Origin of the sequence: Kitasatospora sp. NPDC088346, assembly GCF_044740765.1 — a bacterium.
GTDB lineage: Bacteria > Actinomycetota > Actinomycetes > Streptomycetales > Streptomycetaceae > Kitasatospora.
Map to the genome: position 1 here is coordinate 128,045 of NZ_JBIURH010000015.1, position 18,052 is coordinate 146,096.

At 75.5% G+C, this 18,052-nt stretch carries 17 protein-coding genes and 1 pseudogene; 9 read left to right on the forward strand and 9 right to left on the reverse strand.

All coding sequences use genetic code 11. From position 1 onward, the window contains the following. Positions 1-21 precede the first annotated feature (21 nt). Positions 22-1,524 carry an APC family permease gene (locus ACIOFR_RS21180; protein WP_400999458.1) on the reverse strand — a complete coding sequence of 501 codons (1,503 nt, stop codon included), beginning with the start codon at positions 1,522-1,524 and terminating at the stop codon, positions 22-24. 153 nt (positions 1,525-1,677) lie between these two features. Between ACIOFR_RS21180 and ACIOFR_RS21185 the strand changes: the two genes are divergently transcribed. Next, on the forward strand, positions 1,678-2,418 hold the full coding sequence (locus ACIOFR_RS21185; protein WP_400999460.1) for a TetR/AcrR family transcriptional regulator: 741 nt from the start codon (positions 1,678-1,680) through the stop codon (positions 2,416-2,418). A gap of 29 nt (positions 2,419-2,447) precedes the next feature. Here the strand turns inward: ACIOFR_RS21185 and pip are convergent, their stop codons facing one another. Continuing rightward, complete coding sequence (gene pip / locus ACIOFR_RS21190; RefSeq protein ID WP_400999462.1) at positions 2,448-3,407, reverse strand: prolyl aminopeptidase; 960 nt, start codon at positions 3,405-3,407, stop codon at positions 2,448-2,450. Between the two features lie 732 nt (positions 3,408-4,139). Here pip and ACIOFR_RS21195 point away from each other — a divergent pair. Next, the gene (locus tag ACIOFR_RS21195; protein ID WP_400999464.1) at positions 4,140-4,934 is read left to right on the forward strand and encodes a sigma-70 family RNA polymerase sigma factor; all 795 of its coding nucleotides are present in this window, start codon (positions 4,140-4,142) and stop codon (positions 4,932-4,934) included. A gap of 404 nt (positions 4,935-5,338) precedes the next feature. Then, positions 5,339-6,337 (forward strand): CAP domain-containing protein, encoded by a 999-nt coding sequence (locus ACIOFR_RS21200; RefSeq protein ID WP_400999466.1) that lies wholly within the window; start codon positions 5,339-5,341, stop codon positions 6,335-6,337. Between the two features lie 81 nt (positions 6,338-6,418). On the opposite strand, the gene ACIOFR_RS21205 is transcribed toward ACIOFR_RS21200, so the two are convergent. Together ACIOFR_RS21205 and ACIOFR_RS21210 are read right to left on the reverse strand one after the other, a co-directional pair. Continuing rightward, positions 6,419-6,760 carry a hypothetical protein gene (locus tag ACIOFR_RS21205; RefSeq protein WP_400999468.1) on the reverse strand — a complete coding sequence of 114 codons (342 nt, stop codon included), beginning with the start codon at positions 6,758-6,760 and terminating at the stop codon, positions 6,419-6,421. Between the two features lie 119 nt (positions 6,761-6,879). Then, entirely contained in the window at positions 6,880-7,632 is a 753-nt protein-coding gene (locus tag ACIOFR_RS21210; RefSeq protein ID WP_400999470.1) for a hypothetical protein, read from the reverse strand. A 626-nt stretch (positions 7,633-8,258) separates the two neighbouring features. On the opposite strand from ACIOFR_RS21210, the gene ACIOFR_RS21215 reads away from it, so the two are divergent. Beyond that, a complete protein-coding gene (locus ACIOFR_RS21215) occupies positions 8,259-8,993 on the forward strand; it encodes a Clp protease N-terminal domain-containing protein (protein WP_400999472.1) in 735 nt (244 codons plus the stop codon). 31 nt (positions 8,994-9,024) lie between these two features. Continuing rightward, positions 9,025-9,906 carry a hypothetical protein gene (locus ACIOFR_RS21220; protein WP_400999474.1) on the forward strand — a complete coding sequence of 294 codons (882 nt, stop codon included), beginning with the start codon at positions 9,025-9,027 and terminating at the stop codon, positions 9,904-9,906. 70 nt (positions 9,907-9,976) lie between these two features. Here ACIOFR_RS21220 and ACIOFR_RS21225 read toward each other — a convergent pair whose 3' ends face one another. Continuing rightward, on the reverse strand, positions 9,977-10,693 hold the full coding sequence (locus ACIOFR_RS21225) for a tetratricopeptide repeat protein (RefSeq protein ID WP_400999476.1): 717 nt from the start codon (positions 10,691-10,693) through the stop codon (positions 9,977-9,979). 319 nt (positions 10,694-11,012) lie between these two features. Here ACIOFR_RS21225 and ACIOFR_RS21230 point away from each other — a divergent pair, with 319 nt between their 5' ends. Next, positions 11,013-11,693 (forward strand): Tat pathway signal sequence domain protein, encoded by a 681-nt coding sequence (locus ACIOFR_RS21230; RefSeq protein ID WP_400999478.1) that lies wholly within the window; start codon positions 11,013-11,015, stop codon positions 11,691-11,693. A gap of 147 nt (positions 11,694-11,840) precedes the next feature. Next, the gene (locus ACIOFR_RS21235; RefSeq protein ID WP_400999480.1) at positions 11,841-12,548 is read left to right on the forward strand and encodes a hypothetical protein; all 708 of its coding nucleotides are present in this window, start codon (positions 11,841-11,843) and stop codon (positions 12,546-12,548) included. Between the two features lie 140 nt (positions 12,549-12,688). Here ACIOFR_RS21235 and ACIOFR_RS21240 read toward each other — a convergent pair whose 3' ends face one another. The 4 genes from ACIOFR_RS21240 to ACIOFR_RS21255 all read right to left on the reverse strand — a co-directional run bounded on the left by ACIOFR_RS21240 (position 12,689) and on the right by ACIOFR_RS21255 (position 15,785). Continuing rightward, positions 12,689-13,747 carry a serine hydrolase domain-containing protein gene (locus ACIOFR_RS21240; RefSeq protein ID WP_400999482.1) on the reverse strand — a complete coding sequence of 353 codons (1,059 nt, stop codon included), beginning with the start codon at positions 13,745-13,747 and terminating at the stop codon, positions 12,689-12,691. Positions 13,748-13,784: 37 nt separating this feature from the next. Continuing rightward, a complete protein-coding gene (locus ACIOFR_RS21245) occupies positions 13,785-14,735 on the reverse strand; it encodes a DUF6895 family protein (RefSeq protein ID WP_400999484.1) in 951 nt (316 codons plus the stop codon). Continuing rightward, positions 14,732-15,490, reverse strand: coding sequence for a hypothetical protein (locus ACIOFR_RS21250; RefSeq protein WP_400999485.1), 759 nt, complete (start codon positions 15,488-15,490; stop codon positions 14,732-14,734). Before ACIOFR_RS21250 ends, ACIOFR_RS21245 begins: the two co-directional genes overlap by 4 nt. Positions 15,491-15,581: 91 nt before the next feature. Then, entirely contained in the window at positions 15,582-15,785 is a 204-nt protein-coding gene (locus tag ACIOFR_RS21255) for a hypothetical protein (RefSeq protein ID WP_400999487.1), read from the reverse strand. A gap of 346 nt (positions 15,786-16,131) precedes the next feature. Between ACIOFR_RS21255 and ACIOFR_RS21260 the strand changes: the two genes are divergently transcribed. Further along, on the forward strand, positions 16,132-17,115 hold the full coding sequence (locus tag ACIOFR_RS21260; RefSeq protein ID WP_400999489.1) for a GlxA family transcriptional regulator: 984 nt from the start codon (positions 16,132-16,134) through the stop codon (positions 17,113-17,115). A 112-nt stretch (positions 17,116-17,227) separates the two neighbouring features. Beyond that, a pseudogene (locus ACIOFR_RS21265) lies at positions 17,228-17,999 on the forward strand (SDR family NAD(P)-dependent oxidoreductase). Positions 18,000-18,052 lie beyond the last annotated feature (53 nt).

Genomic DNA, 18,052 nt, shown 5'->3' on the forward strand with positions numbered 1-18,052 from the left:
TCCGTCCGGCCGTGTCCGGCGTCAGCGGGGGCCGCCGCGTTCGTCCGCCGGCTCGCGCTCCAGCGCCGCCCGACCGAAGACGAGCATGTGCAGGAAGAACACGCCGCCGACCACGAGCAGTCCCGCCACGATGACCACGGAGGTGAGGGCCTCCTCCGGCGCCACCAGGACCAGCAGCGCGACCACCGTCCACACCAGGGCGCAGACGGCGACCGGCAGTTCCCACCGCCCGAGGTCGAAGGCACCGTGCCGGCGGTCCAGCCGCCGGCGTACGGCGAGGTAGAGGACGACGGTGGCGCCGTAGATCAGGGCGGGCAGGATGGTCGACGCGGTGATCAGCTCCAGGAGTGCGCTGCCTGGCAGCGTTCCCATCAGAACCGCCCCGAGCACGAGGACGAGAACCGTCGCGGGGACCGGCGTCCGGGTCCGCGGGTCGACCCGTCGCATCAGGCGGTACGCGGGGAACCGCGAGTCGCGCGACATGGCGTACACGAGCCGGGAACAGGCGACCATCACCACGATCCCGGCGCCGAAGAACGCGAAGGTGATCGCGACCAGCAGGATCCGTTCCGCGACCGGGCCGAGGCGGTCGTTCATGATGGCCGCGACCGGTGAACCCTCGTCGCTGATCCGGGGGATGTCCCTGATCGCGACGGTGAGGGTGATCAGGAACAGCAGTCCCAGGACGCCGGCCGCCACGACGGACCCGACGATCGCGCGCGGGACGCTGCGGTAGGGGTCCTTGGCCTCCTCGGCGAGGTTGGCGGCGGAGTCGAAACCGACCAGGGTGGCCAGCCCCATGATCATCGCGAGCATCAGTCCGCCGCCGAACGCGAAGTAGTCGGAGGCGCCCTCGGCGATGCCCTGGGAGGTGAGGTTGCCGACCGACCCGTCACCGGTGACCGCCACGGCGACGACGAGCGCGACCGCCACGACCACCACGAGCGTCAGTTCCATCGCCACCGCGGCCGAGTTGATCCAGCTGACCAGCCGGGTCGAGGCGATCGCGAGCACCGCCTGGACGAGCAGGACCACCAGCGTGATCACCCGTGCCGTGTCCTCGTCCGGCGCGATGCCGGCGAGCGGCATGAACGCCTGGCTCGCCAGCGCGTTGTCGATCGCCACGACGGCGATCGACAGGTAACAGAAGGTCAGCCAGCCGAACCACCACCCGACCCGCGGGTTGCCCAGCCGTGACGCCCACTGGTAGGAGGAGCCGCTGAGCGAGATGCGCGCCGCGAATTGGGCGACCACCAGCGCCACCAGCGTCTGCCCCACCGCCGCGATCAGCCAGAGCCAGATCCCGACCGGCCCGGCCGTCTGCAGCACCTCGTCGAACGTCGCGAAGATCCCGACCGCCACCGAGATGAACGCGAACGAGATCGCGAACACCTGGAACGAGCCGAGGCTGCGCCTCAGCTCCTGCCGGTACCCTCCGACGTCCCCGGTCTCCGCGACGTCCCCGGTGTCCTTGGCGTCCTTGGTGTCCCCGTCCTTCGGCCCGCCCGTCGGAGCCTCGGCCATGTCGGCCACCTCACCTTCCCTCGGCTCCGATCAGTCTCGGGGCCCCGGCTGCTCCGACCGGCCCAACGGCGCCCGACGCACCAGACCGGGCCCCGGACGGCGGAGTGCGGGCATGGGTAGACACTGTCTACCCATGGCTGGTAGACGGTGTCCATGGACAGTGGGGGCTCCCTGCGGGAGCGGTTGGTCGACGTCGGCGTGGAGCTCGTGACGGCCGAGGGGCCGGGGTCGCTGGGACTCCGGGAGATCGCCCGGCGTGCGGGGGTCTCGCACGGCGCGCCACGCCGGTACTTCCCCACCCACCACGCGCTGCTCTCCACGATCGCCCGCCGCGGCTTCGCCGACCTGTCCGCCCTCTTCGCTGCCGCGACCGGCGGAGCGGCCTCCCCGCGCGGCCAACTGCACGCGCTCGGCCGGGCGTACGTCGGGTACGCCCTCGCGCACCGCGGGATGTTCGAGCTGATGTTCCGCCACGACCTGCTCGACGGCGGGAAGCACCGGTCGGACCAGCCCCGCCTGCGGGATTCGACCCTTCCGCTGTTCGAGCGCACGGTCGGCCTGGTCGCCGAGTACCGGGCGGAACGGGCCGTCGCCCGCCGCCCCTTCACGCCGAGCGACACCGGCCCGCCGCCGGCCGTGACGGCCGCGGCCCTCTGGGCCAACCTGCACGGGACGGCCCAGCTGTGGGCCTGGGGCAGCCTGCAACTCGCCCTCGACACCCCGCCGGCCGACCACGCCCCCGCCGGCCGCACATCCGCCGGCCGCACATCCGCCGGCCGCACATCCACCGGCCGGGCCCCCGCCGGCCGGGCCCCCGCCGACCAGGGGCCCGACGCGCTCGACCACCTCCTCACCGCGGTCCTGGACGCCCACCTCGGGCCGTCCGGCGCCTGACCCGGGATCAGCCGCCCCGACGCGGGCCCTCAGCGGTCCTTGAACTCCTCGATGGCCGCCCGGACCGTCCGCTGCATCGCCTCGCCGCCGACGTGCCCGGAGTCCTCGAAGATGTGGAGCCGGGCGTCCGGCCAGGCCTTCGCCAGCTCCCACGCGGTCTGGACCGGGCTGCCCATGTCGTGCCGACCGTGCACCAGTACCGCCGGGATGCCCGCCAACCGGTGTGCGTCGCGCAGGAGTTGGTTCTCGGCCAGCCAGGCGCCGTGGCTGAAGTAGTGGGCGCAGATCCGCACGAACGCGATCTGCGCGTCGATCTCCCGGGCGCTGTACATGCCGGGCACACCGTTGGGCTCGTCGGAGATGACGGCGTCCTCCCAGGCGAGCCAGTCGGCCGCGGCCTTCTCCCGGACGGCCCGGTCGGGGTTCTCCATCAACCGCGCGTAGGCCGCGAGCAGGTCGCCGTCCCGCTCGTCCTCGGGGACGCCGTCGCGGAAACGGTCCCACGCTTCCGGCCGGAACTGCCCGGCGCCCCGGTAGAGCCAGTCGGTCTCGGCCGGTCGGGTCGTCGTCACGGCCTGGATGACGATCTCACTGACCCGCTCAGGGTGTTGCTGCGCGTAGGCCAGGATGAGTGTGGAGCCCCAGGAAGCGCCCTCCAGCAACCACCTGTCGATGCCCAGGTGTCGGCGCAGCCGTTCCATGTCATCGATCAGGTGCTGGGTGGTGTTGAGGCTCATGTCCGCCGCGGGGTCGGCGGCGTGCGGGGTGCTGCGGCCGCAGTTGCGCTGGTCGAAGCGGATGAGACGGTAGCGCTCGGGGTCCCACGCCCTGGTCGGCCGCTGCGGCGCGCCCGAGCCGGGGCCGCCGTGGACGAACAGCGCCGGCTTGCCCCGGGGGTTGCCGAGCTGCTCGTAGTAGACGCGGTTGCCGTCTCCGGTGTCGAGGAATCCGTGGTCGTAGGGGTTCGTCGGAGGATAGAGATCAGCCATGGCCGCTGATCCTACGGGCCGATCGGCGCCCGCGGCCGGGAATATGACGACCCGGAGGGCACCCGGCCCGGGCACCCGGCCGGCGGGGGTCGACCGGGCCGCGGCGGCCGGTGCGGCGTCCGGCGGTGCGGCGGGGAAGTGCGGCCGGGACGTCCGGGCAGCCGGCCGGCCCGAAGCTGAGCGGAACATTAGGGCATGGTCAGCGCACCCTGTGAACTGCGCGTTCGGCGCTGAGCCGCTCCTACGATCGATCACATCGGTCACCGGCCGGGCCCGTCAGCCCCGCCGGAGGACGGTTCGGGGACCGCGGTCCGGCACCAGCTCGCCAAGGATCCGGTTCCCGCGGCGCGGAGGTGTCCGCGGGCGGATTCCGCTCGCGACATCCACCGCCGCACGGACCGTCCCGTGCCGGCCCTTCCGGAACCTCCCCCGGACCGGAGGGGCCGGCGCGCCGCTCCCGGCGGACCGCAGGCCTGCCTCCCGCGGTCCGCCGGGTCCCCCTCGCCGGACACCCCCGTGTCCCCGATCGGAACGAGTGTGCTCAGTGGCCACACCGCCTGAGGTAACGCCGTGACCATGACCGCGCCGCATGGGCCGGCCCCCGGATCACCTGCCGCCGACGGCCTGCCCCGGTGGCTGCCCGCCCCCGCGGGTCCCGCGCCGAGGCGCCCTGCCGTGCGTGCGGTGCCGGCGGCGGCAGCGCGGCCGAGGACAACGAATGAGGAGCCGAGTGTGACGTCCGATCGACAGGCATGGGTGGCGGACGTCGCCGCGGCCCAGGCCGGTGACAAGGCGGCGCTGGGCCGGCTGGTGGCCGCGTTCCTGCCGCTGGTGTACCGGTTGATCGGGCGCGAGCTGGACGGGCACGTGGACGTGGACGACGTGGTCCAGGAGACCATGGTCCGGGTCGTCGACCGCCTGGGCACCCTGCGCGACCCGGCCTCGTTCCGGTCCTGGCTGGTGGCGGTGGCCAAGAACGAGGTGCGCCGCCGCTGGACCCGCCGCCAGCAGGTCCTGGAGCCGGTCGAGCCGGGGGACCAACTTCCCGACCCGCAGGCCGACTTCGTCGAGGTGACCATCCTGCGACTGGGCATCCTGGAGGCCCGGCGGGAGTTCGCGGAGGCCGTCCGGTGGCTGGACCCGGAGGACGGCGAGCTGCTGGCCCTCTGGTGCCGGGAGAACGCGGGTGAGCTGAGCCGGGCCGAGCTCGCCGCGGCCCTGGGGATCTCGCTGCACCACGCGGGCGTACGCGTCCAGCGGCTCAAGGCCCGCCTCACCACCGGCCGTTCGGTGGTACGGGCGCTGGCCGTGCGGCCGGGATGCCCCGCCCTCACCGCCGCGACCGCCGACCGCGACGACGCCGTCACACCGCTGTGGCGCAACCGCATCGCCCGGCACGTCCGCGGCTGCGAGTGCTGCTGCGGCCAGCAGCGCGACCTGATGCCGGTCGAGGTCCTGCTTCCCGGTGCGGCCCGGACCGCCTACCTCGGCGCCCGGTCCGTCCGGCACCGCAGGGCGGCTGGGTGACCTGCGGCGTGCGGACGTGCCGGCCGCGCACCAACGGAGTATCACCGCAACGGACTTCGAGGAATGCCGAGGTGTGATCATGAACGCCCCGATCCAGCCGCCGCGGACGGCGCCGCGGCGCCACCCGGGTCCGCTCCCGCATCCGGGCCCGCTGCCCCTCCCCGGGCCGCCCCGGCTCCCGCTCCCGCCGCCGGGCTCCCTGCCGCTCCCGCTGCCGGGTCCGTACCCGCTTCCCGGCCTTCCGCTTCCCGGCCTCCCGCCGACCGGTCGGCCGTCCGCCCGGACACCTCCGGGTCCGATCGCGAACTCCCGTACACCCCGGGCGGCGTGTCGTACGAACCGAAGGACCAACCGGCCCTGACCGGAACCGATCCCACAGCCGCACGAACGAAGAGGTGCACCCCGTGAACAGCCACTCCGAGGCGGAGACCGCCCTACTACCGTCGATACCGGCCGAGTTCCTCGATCCGCAGTCCGGTGCGCAGTCCGGCGCGCAGGCGGGCCGGCAGGGCCGCGCCGCACAGCGGGGCCGGCGGGCGGGCGGCGGCCGGCGGGCCGCGCCCCGTCGGAGCCGCGCGGGCGCGCCGCTGACCCTCGCCCTGGTGGGCGCGGCCACCGTGGTGGCGGGCCTGGTCGTGGGCGTGACGGCGTACTCCGACGGGCCGGCCGGGACGTCCACCCGGGCCGGCGCCACCGCACCGCAGGGCGTCCGGTCGGCCGTCCCGTCGGCTACGGCCGTCGCCGTCGTCTCCCCGGGGGCCGGCGGCGGCTCCGCGCAGCCCGTTCCGGCCGCCGGCGACAGCGCCGCCGCTGTGGCCGCACCCGCCGCCCCGGCGTCCACCGCACCCGCTGCCGAGCCCCCCAAGGCCGACCCCCCGAAGATCGACCCCCCGAAGGCCGACCCCACCGCGGCCGACCGTACGAAGGTGGCACCGCCCGCGAAGCCGACCCCCAAGCCGTCCGCCAAGCCGTCGAACACCGCGGGCCCGTCCACCCCGCCGCCCGGCGGCGGGACCGAGCAGCAGTTCGCCCAGCAGGTCCTCGACCTGACCAACGTCCAACGGGCCCAGAACGGTTGCGGCCCCCTCGCCGCCAACGACAAGCTCCGGGCCGCGGCGCAGGGCCACTCCGACGACATGGCGGCGCGGAACTTCTTCGAACACACCAACCCCGACGGCGCCGGCCTCGGCAACCGCGTCGACGCCGTCGGCTACCGATGGGGCGGCCTGGGGGAGAACATCGCCAGGGGTCAGCAGAACCCGGCCGACGTGGTGGACGGCTGGATGCACAGCCCCGGGCACCGGGCCAACATCCTCAACTGCTCCTTCACCGAACTCGGCGTCGGTGTCCACCTCGGCTCCGGTGGCCCCTGGTGGACCCAGGACTTCGGCTCCCCGGCCTGACCCGGCCGCCGGCCCGCCGCCCGGCCGCCGGCCCGCCGCCCGGCCGGCGGTGAACCGTACGCCCGGCCGCACCGGAGCCGCTCAGGGCTGGTGGTCGATGTGTCCGAGCACCCAGGCGAGTGCCTGGGCCACGCCGGAGGAGAAGTCCCGGGCGTCGCCGGCCGCCGTGGTGTCGTGGGCGCGCCGCATGGCCGCCCGCTCCTCCCCGTCGACCTCGGCGTCGTCGGGCACCTCCCCGGGGCCGGCGGCGCCGCTGACGGGTGCCTCGCGCTGGTGACCCGCCACCCACGTGTAGGCGGCGAGCGCACCGCGGACGGTCTCGGAGCCGGCGGCGGGCGCGGTCGAGAGCCGGGCGACGGCGGCCTCGATCTCGCCCGCCGTACGGGCACCGACTGGTGTCTCGGGCGGACGGCTACTGGACATGCACTCACCGTAGCGTCCGACGCCGGGCCGGGGCGTCGATGGCGGCGCCGAACCGCCGGGCCTTCCCGCGGCGGGGTGCGCCGGACGAGCCGCGACGGCCGCCCCCGTCCGGCCCCGGGTCAGCCGGTCGTGGACGGCGTGCCGGGGCTCGCCTGCGCGGCCAGCTTGCGGAGCTGTGCCTGCACGATGTCCGCACGCAGGGCCGGTGCCTTCCCGGTGTCGTCGGCGGTCGCGAAGCGCACCCGGTTGTCACCCAGCGCGGCGTACAGGACCACGGTGGTGAGACCACCGGTGGAGGCGAAGCCCCCGGACGGGTCGTCGAGGGCGAAGCAGACCGCCGGGACGTCGAGCCTGTCGAACGGCACCTCCCGTACCGTCAGGGTCCGGTAGCCGCTACCGGCGGGGATCCGCAGGCGCGGACAGCCCCCGTGCACCGCCGCCGAGAGCGCGTCGAACCGCGCCCGCACCCGCCCGGGGTCGAAGCTGCCCAGGTCCACCTCGGTCCGGTTGCCGAGCGTGTTGTTGCCCACCACGTACACCGCGCCCCACCGGGCCCGCGGCTGCTCGGTGACCGCGGCGAGCACGGACCCGCACTCCGGCGACCCGGCCGCCGTCTCCGCGTCCGGCGTCGCCGACTGCGTGCGTGCCGCCGGTCCGGGCGGCTCGACGACCGTGCCGCCGGGCAGGTCCGAGGCGACCAGCCGGGCCGCCCAGAGCTGGTCCTCCGTCAGCGGTCCGAGCGTGACCCACGCGCGCGGGGAGGCACCGCCGGACGCGGACGGCGGGGCCGCAGCGTCCGGCCGGCCGCCCGGAGCCGACGCGCAGCCCGACAGCACGGCGGTCAGCAGCAGGGCCGTCGGGGCCCAGGACATGACGGGTCGGTACACGATTCTCCAGGTGGTGTCGTCGTCGGGTGCCGGCAGAGCCTAGGCCGGAGCGGGGGCTCGGCGCCTGCGATTTTGGATCACCCCGCTCGCCGGCTCGTGGCCGCCGGGGCCGAGCGTCGGGGCTGCCAGCATGAGGTCCATGAGGTCCATGAGGTCCATGAGGTCTGTGAGATCTGCGGGGCGCGCGTGGCGGTGGGCCTTGCGCCCCGAGTGGTCCTGGCCCGGGCGGGAGCGCATCGACGCCACGGTGGCCGCCCACCGCGCACCCGCTCGGAGCTGGACGCCGTCGCCGCCGTCGCCGCGCCCGAGGCGGTCCGGGTGCGGCTGCACTCGACGCGGGTCCGTGCGGCGGTGGACCGGCTTCGGGCGGGCTCCTGGAGCTGGCGCACGCGTGCCTGGATCCGGCGGCCGACCTCAGCCGTGCCACGCCATGGCTGCGCTGGCAGCGGGCGGTGGCCGCGCCGGCGGACCGCGCCGAGCGGCCCGGGTGCCGGTCCTGTTGGCCCAGGCGGAGGCCGTCGCGCCGCGGCGGGCGACCTGCGGGCGTTCCCGGCGGAGCAGGTGTCAACCGAGGGTTGACGCGACTCGGGGTGTCAACCTACGGTTGACGCATGGACGAATCCCTGCAGTTGGCCGGCCCCGTACGCCTCGACGACCTGATCGCGGGCATCAAGAAGGTCCACCCCGACGCGCTCGACCAGCTCTCCGGCGCCGTGATCGCCGCCGACCACCTCGGCGAGCTGGCCGACCACCTGATCGGCCACTTCGTGGACCAGGCACGCCGCTCCGGCGCGTCCTGGAGCGAGATCGGCCGCAGCATGGGCGTCACCCGCCAGGCGGCGCAGAAGCGCTTCGTGCCGAAGGACCCGGGCGAGCCCTCCGACCTCGACCCGAGCCAGGGTTTCGGCCGCTTCACCGTCCCGGCCCGCAACGTGGTGGTCACCTCGCAGAACGAGGCCCGCACCGCCGGGAACGAGGAGATCGGCACCGCGCACCTCGCGCTCGGACTGCTCGCCGAACCGCAGGCCGTCGCCGCACGGGTGATCGAGGCCCGGGGCATCGCGCTCGACGCCGTCCGGGCCGCGGTGACCGCCGTGCTCCCGCCGCCGGCCGCCGAGGTGCCCGACCTGATCCCGTACGACGCGCCGGCCCGCAAGGTGCTGGAGCTGACCTTCCGGGAGGCGCTGCGGCAGGACCACCGGCACGTCGGCACCGAGCACATCCTGCTCGCCCTGCTGGAACAGGAGGCCGGTGCCGGCGTGCTCACCGGTCTCGGCCTCGACAAGGCCGCCGTCGAGGCCGCGGTCGTCGAGGCCGTCGCAGCGCAGGCGGAGGGCGGCGTCTGACGCCCGCCCGCCCGGGATACGGTTCGTGCCCGTGGACACGGGTGCATGGGAGACGCGGCACGGGACGGCGTACGGCTGCACGTCCTGGGAACGGGCCTGTCGCCAGGGGGACCTGCTGGTCGCCTGGTACGACGAGCGGCAGATCGGTCGGCGGGCCCGTCCCAAGTGGCCGTGGCGCAGCGCCCTGAACACCGAGGTGGCCCGGCTGCTCTGGCGGACCGCCCGGGAGGGCGGCTCCCTGGTCGACGACGTCCCCCTGGCCGACGCCGCGCGGTACGACGCTGCCGAGTCGCCGACCGAAGCCGGACGGGTGGTGCGGGCCCACCTCGCGGACGGCACCCCGCGGCACCGGCCCCCCGGGTCGGCGCCGACCCTCGGCTACCGGGTCCGGGAGCTGCGGGCGACGCCCGACTGGGAGCACGGGGACTGGACGGAGTCCCTCACCCGGGCCCGCCGGGCGATGCGGCGGGCGGACGACCTCCGCGCGTCGGGGGCCTGGCGGCCCACCGCCGAGGACCGGTCGGCCGGCCGGCGCACCGGACTGGACCGGGATCCCCCGGGGAGTACCACCGCGGCCCCGGCGGATCCGGTACCGGGCCGGCTCGGCCGGGCGTCCCGACTGGTCCGCCTCGGTCCGGTGCTGTCGGCGGTCGCCGGGACCCTGTCGTGTGCCGACGGCGGCCGCCCCGGTCCGGTGGCGGAGGTCCTGGAGGCCGCGGCCCGGGCGTGCGAGGCGCTGCGGGCCGGTACCGAGGAGGTCGAGCGGCTGTGGGAGGGCAGGTCGCACGAGCCCGCCGACCCGGCGGAGTGGGAGCTGTCCCGGGTACCTCCGGCGCTGAAGGACCAGGCCGAGGAGACGGAGGACCTGCTGCGGGTGGTCGCCGCGTTCCTGTGGACGCTGGCCTGCGGCTGAGCGCCCGGCCCCCCAGGGCCCGTCCTGGCCCGGCTCGTCCCGTCCCGGTTCGTCGGGGCCCGGCCGGGGTTCAGAAGAAGTCGCCCCGATCGCGCGCCGGATCGACGGACTCGCGTCGCTGCCGCAGCAGTCCGGCCGTCCGGGCCGCGGCCGCCTCCCGCAGCTGGGCCTGGCTCTGCAGGGTCATCAGCGATCCCAGCGCGTGGCGCGGGGTCAGCGGGTTGTCCGCGCAGGCGCGGTACAGCGCGGCCGCCCGTTCGACGTCCTGGTAGAGGGTGCGGTAGATCTCGGCCGCGCGGTACTGGCCGTAGGGGTGGTTGCGGGCGGCGGCCGCCAGGAAGTGTTCCAGGGCGTGTTCGGCGGGGCTGCGGGTGGGCGGCAGCAGCCGTTCGAGGTACAGGTCGCCCAGGGCGAGCATGGCTTCGGGTTCGCCGAGTTCGGCGGCGGCGCGGTACCAGCGGGCCGCCTCGTCGAAGGACTGCGCGAGGCCCGCCGGCGGGCACCCCTGCTGGTGCAGCGTGCCGAGGTAGTACGCGGCGCGCGGCGACCCGGTGCTCCGGCGGAGCCGCGGCACCGCGCTCGCGTACCGCCCCTGCACGTAGTCGATGTGTCCCAGGAGCTCGACGGCCGCCTCGTGGCCGGCGCCGGCCGCGGTCGCCAGGAAGAAGGGGGCCGCCTCGCGTTGCCGGGTCCCGTTCCAGCAGTGCAGCCCGATCCGGTAGTACTCCTCGGCGGTCGCCGGCTCGCGGCCGTCCACGGTGAAGTCGATGCCCTGCCACTGCACCACGCCGTCGCCTCCGTCGCCCCGGCCGCCCTGGTGGGGGCCTGCCGGCCCGGTGCCGGTGATCGGCTCGGGCGTCCCGGCGGAGTCATTCTGCCCCAGCCCGGGGGAGTGGCGAACGGGGGTCGGACACCCGGAACGCCGCCGGAGCGGCCGCCCGGGCCCTCCCGTTCTTGCTGACGAATTGTCAGCAAGTTCGGCCCATCGTCTTGACGGTGCATGGACACGGCTCTACAACGTAGTTCAGCTCCCCGATTCCCCCACCGTGCGGGAGCAGCGAAAGTTCACCTTCTCGATCCCCCCTCACCGAGGAAGAGGCTTTCCCATGCGCATGCACCGCCACCTCGCCGCCACCGTCACCCTCGGCGCCGCGCTCGCGCTCGGCGCGGTCCCCGCATCCGCGACACCGCACCCGGCCGCCACCCCGGTCCTGACCACCGGCGGCGCCGGTGGCACCGCCGTCGCAGTGGGCGACGTGCTCGCCGCGCCGCTCGCCGCGACCACCCGCGCCACCTTCTTCTCGGCCGCGAACAGCACGACCGGCGTCACCTGCGCCGTCTCCCAGCTCGCGGCCACGGTGCAGAGCAACCCGGTGGCACCCGCCACGGCGACCGCCTCCCTGACCGCGCTGACCTTCGGCTCCTGCACCAGCAACGTCACCGGGGTCACCTCCGTCCGCAGCCTGACGGTCGGCAACCTCCCCTACGGCATCGCCGTCGACGACGCCGCCGGACTCCCGGTCACCCTCACCGGCGCAGCCACCGGGCCGATCCAGGCCACCGCCGTGCTCAACAGCTGGTTCGGCACCCTCACCTGCACCTACCAGCTCAGCGGCGCGTTCACCGGGAACGCCGACAACACAGCCCACAGCCTGGCGTTCCGCAACGAGCACTTCGCCAAGAGCGGCGGCTCCCTGCTCTGCCCCGCCGACGGCTACTTCTCCGCCACCTACGGCGCCGTCACCGACAGCACCCAGCCCGGCAGCCCCGCGGTCCACGTCAACTGACCCGCCCGCCACCCCGACCGCAGCCCGTCCCCCGCCGGCGCAGACCCACTGTCGGCGCCGGCCCGTAAGGTCGTGCCGACCGCCGCACCGGCGGCCGGCCGCCCGCCGCCCCGAGCCGGGCTCGTTCGAGCAAGGACACCCGGATCCGTGGACCAGCCCGCCACCCCGTCGCCCGACCACGGCCTCGCCCTCACCGAGCGAGCCATCGCCGCGGTCGACGCCGACCCCCACCGCCTCGTCCTCGACTACAACGAGGCCGCGGGGCCGTGGGTCGGCGGTGAGCGGACGCCGTTCCCGGCCGACCTCCTGGCCACCGCCGCCCTCCCCGGCGGACGGCCACTGTCGCCGAGCCTGCGCCGATGGCTCGCCTACGACACCAGCCTGCTGCGCCGCTTCGGCTGGTTCGGGCCCACCACCTGGTATGCCGACCGGCCCACCGGCGCGACCGGGGCCGACCCGGGCTTCGAGCTGACCCCCCGCCCGCTCGGCGAACTGGCCCGGGCGGAGTACGGCGACGGCTGGGGAGCGGTCTACGACGCCCTGTCGGGGCGGTTCCCCGAGTGCTTCCTGCTCCCCGGCGGCTCCGACTCCCGCCGGGTGCTCGCCGTCGGAGCGCCCGACGGGCACGGCGAGTACCCGGTCTTCGCCCTCGACATCGACGACCTGCCCTGCATCGAGCTGATGTACCCCGGCTTCGACGTCTACCTCGCCGACACGGCCGGCCTGATCACCCGCCGGGGCTCCGGCTACTCGGCCCTCGCCGCGGACCACCGCTACGGCGCCCGGATGCACCTCCACGCCCGTCACGCCTTCGGCGGCGCGATGGCCGAGGAGTGCCTCGACCCGCCGTCCTGACGCCCCGCCCGGCCGTACCGCAGCGGCTCCCGGCTCGTCCTGCGTCCGCACCCCGGAGAAGCTGACCCGCGTCGGAGCCGAGAACCCGCTGAACCTTCGGCGAACTCCTCCTGCTGACACCTCCGTTGACCGGCGGCGGGTCAGCCGGCCAGGGCGCGCAGCTGCTCGTAGGCGGCCTGCACGAACCGGCCGTTCAGCGCGGGCGGCTGGTTGGTCAGCGCGGCGAGCCCGACCCCGGCGTGCGGGGCGAAGCCGAGGAAGGCGGTGAATCCGCGCGTCGCACCGGAGTGGAAGAGCAGATCGCCCTCACCGCACCGGCGCACGTTCCAGACCAGCGCCAGCCGGTCGGTGCCGTGCGGCACGGTGAGCCTCGGCCGCTGCACGTCCCGCAGCGCCGCGCCCAGCACGGAGAGGTCCGGGGACGGATCGCCGCCCGCCGTGAGGTGGGCCCGCAGGAGGACCGCCAGGTCATGGCCGGTGGCGCGGACGGCCCCCGCACCCGGCATCCCCGGGATCCGCCACGGCGGCAGGTCCCGGCCGTGGGCGTGGCCCACGGCCCGGGACGGCGGTCCCGCCGCGCAGCCGGTCCCGGTGAGCCGGAGCGGCCCGGCGATCCGCTCGGCCAGCAGGGCGGGGTAGTCGGTCCCGGCCGCGTCCGCCAGCAGTCGGCCCAGCAGCCCGACACCGAAGTTGGAGTACCGTAGGCGGCCCCCTGGACGGCCGCGGACCCGGGTACGGCCGAGCGCGGCCGTCAACTGCTCTGCGGAGAAAGCCTCGTACGGGTTGCTCGCCCAGTGGGGCAGCGCGCTGCGCAGCAGGCCGGGCGGCAGCCGCGGCAGCCCCGAGGTGTGGGTGGCCAGGTGCAGCAGGGTGATCGGACCGCCGTGGGACAGGTCCGGGCGGTGCCGGGGCGCGAGCAGCGCGTCGATCGGGTCCCGGTGGGCGAGTTCACCGCGCGCGACGGCGTCGGCGAACAGCAGCGCCGTGAAGACCTTGCTCACCGACCCGACCTCGAACGGGGTCTCCGGGGTGACCGGCGGGCCCGCCGCCTGCGCGGTGCGGCCGTGCGTCCGCAGGGCCACGCCCTCCCGGCCGACCAGGGCGAGCGACAGGGCGGAGCGCGGTGCCAGGCAGCCGACCAGGGCGGTACGGGCCCGCCGGGAGACGGCGTCCAAGCCCTCGGCGGCCGGGTCCGTCACTGCCGGATCCGCCACCACCCGCCCCGCGAAGGGCTGTTCAGGCCGCGGCCGCACGGCCCGCTCCGAGTGCGCGGGCCAGGGTGAGGGTGCCGGCGACGGCCGCCACCACCGCGGTGTGCTCGTGGTTCTTGAAGGTGGTGTCCGGGTCGCCGTCGTCGACGGGTTCGGCGTCCCGGGGGAGGAGACCGTCCGGGCGCTGCGCCCCGGCCAGTCGCGGCCAGGCGTCACCGGTACCGGCCGGTTCGGCCAGGCAGGCGTCGACGATGAGGAGTTCACCGACCAGGTCCCACTGGCCGACCTCCAGCCAGACGTCCAGCCAGACCGGCAGCCAGTCGCGCAGGTAGGCCGCGAGCGGCCCCGGCAGACCGTCGGGACGGGCGCCCCAGTCGGTGAGGTGGAAGACGGTGTGGGTCAGGTCGTACGCGGTCGTCCAGTCGATCGCCCACGGTTCGGGCCTCGCCCCCAGCCAGGTCGCCGCGCACAGGGCCGTCCAGTCCGGCCGGTGGTCGAGGCCGACGACGCGGCGGGCGTTGGCGACCGCCAGCCGGCGGTTGGGGTACATCTCCACGGCGTGCGGGGCGCGCAGCCGGCTCAGCTCGACCAGCAGCTCGTCGAGCGGGGGGTGGCGGTAGCCGCCCCGGACGAAGTGCGAGTACGTCTCCAGCGGGTCGGTGAGCAGGAGGTGCCGCAGCTGGCGGTCGAACAGCAGGTCGCCGTGGCGCAGTTGCCGCCAGGCCTCCGCCAGCAGGTCGGCCGCCAGGCGGGTCTCCGCGGCACCCGAGACCCGTTCGCGGAGCACCAGCGAGGCGGCGAGCGCGTACTCGCCGAGCGGCTTGTAGGCGCCGTCGGGGTCGTTCAGCTCGATGCCGGTGTCGGCGGGCAGCGCGCCGCGTCCCTGGCGGTGCTGACCGTGCAGCCAGGCCAGCGAGGCGGCCGCGACGGTGTGGGCGGTGGCGAGGGTGGCGGTGTCGGTCGCGGTGGTGGTCATGGGGACGGCTCCTCGGCCAGCAGGCGGCGGGCGATCTCCAGGTCGAGCGCGGTGCGGGAGCCGCCGCCGCCGACGAGGGCGAGGTGGCGCACCACCGGTGCGACCTCGATCGGGACGGGCGTGCCGGTCGTCTGCACCCAGGCCAGCCAGCGGACCAGCCGGGCGGCCACCCGGTGGTCGCGGCGCAGCAGCGAGCGGGTGGTGCCGCGGGCCAGCGCGAGCGGCGAGCGCCGGGCCGACTCGTGGACCGCACTGTCGAGTCCGGGCAGTGCGAGGCAGCTCAGTTGCGACATCGGGACCGACCACGCGGGCCAGTCCCCGGGCCCGCCGGGAGGGTTGTCGTCCCGGCCCCACGGAAGGGCCGCGGGGCGGTGCACCGGGACGTCGTCCCGGCCTGCGGCGTGGAGGAGTTCGGCGCCGGCCCAGTCCCGCCAGCCGACCACCAGCTCCTCGCGGCCGTCCCCGGGGGGCCGGAACGCGTCGAAGGCGTGCCCGGCGGCGGCCAGTGCGGCGGCGGTGGAGGTGTCGAGGGGTTTCCCGGCGAGCAGCTCCGGCGCGAACAGGTCGGGGCCGATGACGCGCAGCGCGGCGGCGGTGGCCGGCGCCGCGGGAACGTGCGGGTGGTGGTCGGTGCCGAGTGCGTCGCCGGGCACACCGATGCCCCCGGCGCCGGTCAGGGCGCCGAGGACTCGGTCCGCCACCCACTCGACCGCTGCGGTGAACTCGTCCTGCAGCGCGGTGTCCGTGAACGGCATGGGAAGATCCTTCACTCGTGGCCGCCGTGGAGCGCGACGGCTCGGGCGTCGGTCGGCCTCGCGGCCCGGGGGATCGTCGTCGACGACACCCCTATCGCGGCGGCCGCTCCTTGGGGACCTTCGGGGAGAGCAGCAGGCCGAGCAGCAACACGCCGGCACCGAGCGCCTGCGGGCAGAACACCGGCGGGTCGCTGACCGCCGTCTCGTGTTCCGTCATCAGCGCGGTGGCCGCGAGCCGTTCCTGTGCGGTCGCGCGGTGCGTCACCGAGGAACGCAGCACTTCCTGGGTCGCCATTGTCAGAACGCCTCCTCCTTCAGGACGTCACCGCCGGGTCCGACGGTGCCCCGCGACTCACGCTAGGGGCAGCGTCTGCGGGCCGCATCCGGGCGAACGGCTCGTAGCAGCGTCAACTCGGGCCCTGGGAAAGCACAATGAGTAGCCACCGGACGCTGTGCCGGACCGCCGCCGGCCCTCGCGGCCCCGCGCTCCCGGGCCCGGGACGGTCCTCCCGGGTAGTCGCCCCGCTCCCCTGCGTGACCGAAACGCCCGTTCCGGGTGTGCCGGAGCCGGCCCGGCGGTGGCACGAAAGGAGGGGTGGGCGCATTTGCGGCCCTCCCGGGCGGGCCGGACAGTGGAGGGTGTGGGAACGCGCGAGGTGCTGGTCGTGCTGTTCGACGGGGTCGTGGCCCTGAACGTGGTCGGGCCCCTGGAGGTGTTCACCGAGGCGAACGCCTGGGCGGCGCGCAGGTTCCCCGCGAGCCCCGGCGGCCCGGCCTACCTGGTGCGGACCGCCGGTCCGGCCGGCCGCCCGGTCCGGACGTCCGGCGGCCTGACCCTCCTTCCCGACCTCGACCTGTATGCCGCCGAGCCGCCGCACACGCTGGTCGTCCCCGGCGGCGCCACCACGCCGCACGGCGGCACCGTCCTCGATCCGGACGTGGTCGCCTGGCTGGCGTCCGGTGCCGTCCGGCGCTGCCGGCGCGTGGTGGCGGTCGGTACGGGGGCCTTCAGCCTCGCCGAGGCCCGCCTGCTGCGCGGGCGCCGCGCCACCACCCACTGGCGCCGCACCGCCGAACTCGCCGCCCGCCACCCGGACGTGCGGGTGGAGACCGAGCCGACCGTCGTCCGCGACGGCCGGGTGTCCACCTCGGCCGGCGCCGCCGGCGGCATCGACCTGGCACTGGCGCTCGTCGAGGACGACCTCGGCCGCGAAGCTGCCGTCCTGATCGCCCGTCACCTGCTGGTCTCCGCCCAACGGCACGGCAGCCAGCAGCAGTTCACCGTGCGGCCGCGCGGCCGGCCCGCCCGGCGCCCCGGCCTGCGCACGGTGCAGCGGTGGATCGCCGAACACCCCGACGCCGACCTGAGCGTCCCGGCCCTCGCCCGGCGCGCGGGCCTGTCGCCGCGCCACTTCAGTCGCGCCTTCACCGCCGAGACCGGCACCCCGCCGGGCCGCTACGTCGACCGCATCCGACTGGAGACCGCACGCCGCCTCCTGGACGACACCCCCGCCCCCGTCGAACACGTCGCCCGCCAGGCCGGATACCCCACGCCGGAGGCCATGCGGCGGGCCTTTCGGCGGACGATCGGGCTGTCGCCGTTGCAGTACCGCCTCAAGTCCTGATCCCGGCGAATGGTTGAACGGTGAGCACGACGTCCGAATACCGCCGGACCCGCACCTCCCGCGGGCCGAGGATCGAGTCATGTCCGAGACCGAGAAGAGGAGTTCGAGCATCATGACGACGCTGACCACGACCACCCCCGGCACGGCGAAGCTCGACGGCAGGGTGGCCCTGGTGACCGGCGGCAGCAGGGGGATCGGCGAGGCCGTGGCCCTGCGGCTGGCCGAGGAGGGCGCCGACGTCGTCCTGACCTACCGGGAGGACGTCGAACGGGCCGGAGCGGTCGCCGACAGGATCGGCGCGATGGGCCGGCGCGGCTGGGCGGTCCGGGCGGACAGTGCCGACCCGCAGGCCGTCCGGACCGTTGTGGAGGCGGCGGCCGAGCGCTTCGGGCGCCTGGACATCCTGGTGAACAACGCGGGGATCGGCGTCCTCGGCCCGATCGGGGACATCGCCCTGGACGACGTCGACCGGGTCCTGGAGGTGAACGTCCGGGCGCCGTTCCTGTTCGCCCAGGCCGCCTCCGCCCACCTGGCCGCCGACGGCCGGATCATCACCGTCGGCAGTTGCATCGCCAAGCGCGTCGCCTTCCCCGGCGCCTCGCTCTACAGCGCCAGCAAGGCCGCGACGATCGGACTCACCAAGGCGCTGGCCCGCGAACTCGGCCCCCGCGGCATCACCGTCAACGTGGTCCACCCGGGCCCGATCGACACCGACCTGAACCCCGCCGACGGCCCCGCCGCCGAACTCCAGGCCTCCCTGACGGCCCTCGGCGCCTTCGGCCGCGCAGCGGACGTCGCCGCCACCGTCGCCCACCTCTGCGGAGCCGAGGGGCCGCTACATCACGGCAGCCGAGATCGCCGTCGACGGCGGCTTCGCGGCCTGACCCCGGGAGTCCGGCGGCCGGTCCGCAGCGGGGATCCCGTTCCGGTCGCCGAC